The organism is Sphingobium phenoxybenzoativorans, from assembly GCF_001757355.1.
GTDB classification, from domain to species: Bacteria; Pseudomonadota; Alphaproteobacteria; order Sphingomonadales; family Sphingomonadaceae; genus Sphingobium; species Sphingobium phenoxybenzoativorans.
This window is the reverse complement of the sequence record NZ_MINO01000167.1, coordinates 1-1,968: the sequence shown is the minus strand read 5'-3', so window position 1 is coordinate 1,968 and position 1,968 is coordinate 1. Positions and strand designations below refer to the sequence as shown.

The window sequence follows — 1,968 nt, the reverse complement described above, 5'->3', positions numbered from 1 at the left end:
GAAACGCAGGGCGTTGGCCTTGTCCGCGTCGCTGATCCCCGCCAGCAGGGCCGACGCCTTGCGCGCGCGCGCGCCCATGGTGGCGATCAGCATTTCAGGGGTCTGGGTCAGGTCATTCATGGATCAGGCTCTGCTCGGAACAATCGCGCGAGTCCCTAACACGAAACGCATTGCCATCCAAAGGGCGGCTGTTAGTTTCCGTACATGTCCGGGGAAATGGAAGCCGCTGGGGACGCGCTGACAGGGGGCCTTGCCGCCCATGCGGTCGATCGCGAGACCCATAAGGGAGGCGCGCATGGCGATCATGCGCAGGACGGCCCCTGCCCCAATTGCGGCGCGGCGCTGGCCGGACCCTATTGCGCGCAATGCGGGCAGGCCGCGCATATCCACCGCAGCCTGCATTCCCTGGGCCATGACATATTGCATGGCGTGTTCCATTTTGAGGGCAGGATCTGGCGCACCCTGCCGGAACTGGCGTTCCATCCCGGCCGCCTGACCCGCCGGTTCATTGACGGGGAGCGGGCGAAGTTCGTGTCGCCCATGGCGCTGTTCCTGTTCACCGTATTCCTGATGTTCGCGGTGTTCGGTTTCACCGGCGGCGCCCTGCTCGGCAGTTCGCCCGAAGGCGTGACGGTGATGAAGGGCACGCCCCCGGTCGGCGACTGGCGGTCGGGCATCAAGGAAGAATATGGGCGGGCGGAAAAGGACATCGCCGCGTTGAAGGCGTCCCGCGCCGCGCCGGGCATCAGCGTGGCGGACCGCGAGGCGCTGGACCGGAAGATAGAGCAGCGGATCGACGAGCGCGACGCTATGGCGGGCCTCGCCACCGGAGACTGGGAGAAAGTCGCGGACCTGGGCAAGCGCAGCGACGCGAAAAGGGCGGCCGATGCGCGCAAAGGCGACGGGGAAAGCGAGGGTGCCGGCGGGTTGAACAGCGGCGTGCCCTGGCTGGACCGGGCCGTGAATGACGGGCTGAAAAAGGCGAACGATAATCCGCAGTTGCTGCTCTACAAGCTCAAGACCAGCGGATATAAATATAGCTGGGCGCTGATCCCGCTGAGCGTGCCGTTCCTGTGGCTGCTCTTCTTCTGGCGGCGCGACATCCACCTGTACGACCACGCCATTTTCGCCACCTATTCAATCAGCTTCATGATGCTGCTGGTCATCATGCTCTCGCTCGTGGCGATAGCGGGGGTCAGCGGCTGGATATGGGGCATGGCGCTGCTGATCATTCCGCCCATCCATATGTATAAGCAATTGCGCGGCGCCTATGGCCTGTCCCGCGCTGGGGCGGCGGTGCGGCTGATCTTCCTGCTGAGCTTCGCCGTCATTGTGCTGACCCTGTTCGGGCTGATGCTGCTCGCGATGGGCGTGCTCGATTGAGGCAACCCCGCCCGGCGCATGAACGCCAAATTAACAGATAAATTCGCAAAATCCTTTGTCGCGATAAAGTTCCCGAAAATAATGACTGTTCATTTTCATGAATATTGAATGAACAGGGATAGTCATCATCATAGCAAAGACCGCTGCCGGAATAGCACGGTCAATATAATATTGACCCCGATTCATCCATCAGTCGATCCATCCGCACATTTCATCGCGATTCCTGAACGCAGCAAGCATCCCTTTCAGAAAAGCGGGCGTTGTTTCCGTTGCTATGACGAAACATCCAACCACAGCTCGCCCTGCCTTGGCCGCGATTGCCGCTGTCCTGGCTCTTGGTTCAACCCCGGTTCTGGCGCAGGAAGCGCAGCCGCAAATGGCCGCGCCGCCCACCGTTGCGCCGCCCACTGCCGCGCCGCCAGCGCCGGTAATGGAGCCGAGCGCCCCGACGCCGCCAGCAGCCGCCCTGCCGGCGACGCCCGAAGCCGTGGCTCCGGTCGCCCCGCAGACTCAGGCTCCAGCGCAGGCCCCGGCCGCGCAGGCTCCCGTGTTCAAGCCGCAGTCGCCGGTCGTTCAGCCGACCCC

Annotated in this window: 1 protein-coding gene and 1 pseudogene; both read left to right on the top strand. The window is 63.3% G+C overall.

Features of this window, described 5'->3' with window-relative positions:
• Positions 1–216: 216 nt before the first annotated feature.
• Entirely contained in the window at positions 217–1,383 is a 1,167-nt protein-coding gene (locus BHQ40_RS24595; RefSeq protein WP_253183471.1) for a DUF3667 domain-containing protein, read from the top strand.
• A 307-nt stretch (positions 1,384–1,690) separates the two neighbouring features.
• Positions 1,691–1,968 (top strand): annotated as a pseudogene (locus tag BHQ40_RS26910) (hypothetical protein); the annotation flags it as partial.

Bases quoted from the DNA above. Each gene is read 5' to 3' on its own strand.
- BHQ40_RS24595 (WP_253183471.1), top strand. From the start codon at position 217: ATGGAAGCCGCTGGGGACGCGCTGACAGGGGGCCTTGCCGCCCATGCG.